Source organism: Acinetobacter sichuanensis (assembly GCF_003024515.2).
Taxonomy (GTDB): Bacteria; Pseudomonadota; Gammaproteobacteria; order Pseudomonadales; family Moraxellaceae; genus Acinetobacter; species Acinetobacter sichuanensis.
Window position 1 is genome coordinate 1 of the sequence record NZ_PYIX02000182.1, and the last position, 887, is coordinate 887.

1 protein-coding gene is annotated in these 887 nt (G+C 36.6%); it reads left to right on the forward strand.

Translation table 11 applies throughout. From position 1 onward, the window contains the following. Positions 1-17 precede the first annotated feature (17 nt). A complete protein-coding gene (locus C9E89_RS22895; protein WP_002002480.1) occupies positions 18-860 on the forward strand; it encodes a carbapenem-hydrolyzing class D beta-lactamase OXA-58 in 843 nt (280 codons plus the stop codon). The last annotated feature ends 27 nt before the right edge of the window (positions 861-887 follow it).

Here is an 887-nt window from a genome sequence, read left to right on the forward strand (position 1 = left end):
TTTTAAAGTTGTATATCATGAAATTATTAAAAATATTGAGTTTAGTTTGCTTAAGCATAAGTATTGGGGCTTGTGCTGAGCATAGTATGAGTCGAGCAAAAACAAGTACAATTCCACAAGTGAATAACTCAATCATCGATCAGAATGTTCAAGCGCTTTTTAATGAAATCTCAGCTGATGCTGTGTTTGTCACATATGATGGTCAAAATATTAAAAAATATGGCACGCATTTAGACCGAGCAAAAACAGCTTATATTCCTGCATCTACATTTAAAATTGCCAATGCACTAATTGGTTTAGAAAATCATAAAGCAACATCTACAGAAATATTTAAGTGGGATGGAAAGCCACGTTTTTTTAAAGCATGGGACAAAGATTTTACTTTGGGCGAAGCCATGCAAGCATCTACAGTGCCTGTATATCAAGAATTGGCACGTCGTATTGGTCCAAGCTTAATGCAAAGTGAATTGCAACGTATTGGTTATGGCAATATGCAAATAGGCACGGAAGTTGATCAATTTTGGTTGAAAGGGCCTTTGACAATTACACCTATACAAGAAGTAAAGTTTGTGTATGATTTAGCCCAAGGGCAATTGCCTTTTAAACCTGAAGTTCAGCAACAAGTGAAAGAGATGTTGTATGTAGAGCGCAGAGGGGAGAATCGTCTATATGCTAAAAGTGGCTGGGGAATGGCTGTAGACCCGCAAGTGGGTTGGTATGTGGGTTTTGTTGAAAAGGCAGATGGGCAAGTGGTGGCATTTGCTTTAAATATGCAAATGAAAGCTGGTGATGATATTGCTCTACGTAAACAATTGTCTTTAGATGTGCTAGATAAGTTGGGTGTTTTTCATTATTTATAAGAATTAGAAGTTTGAGGTTAATCTATT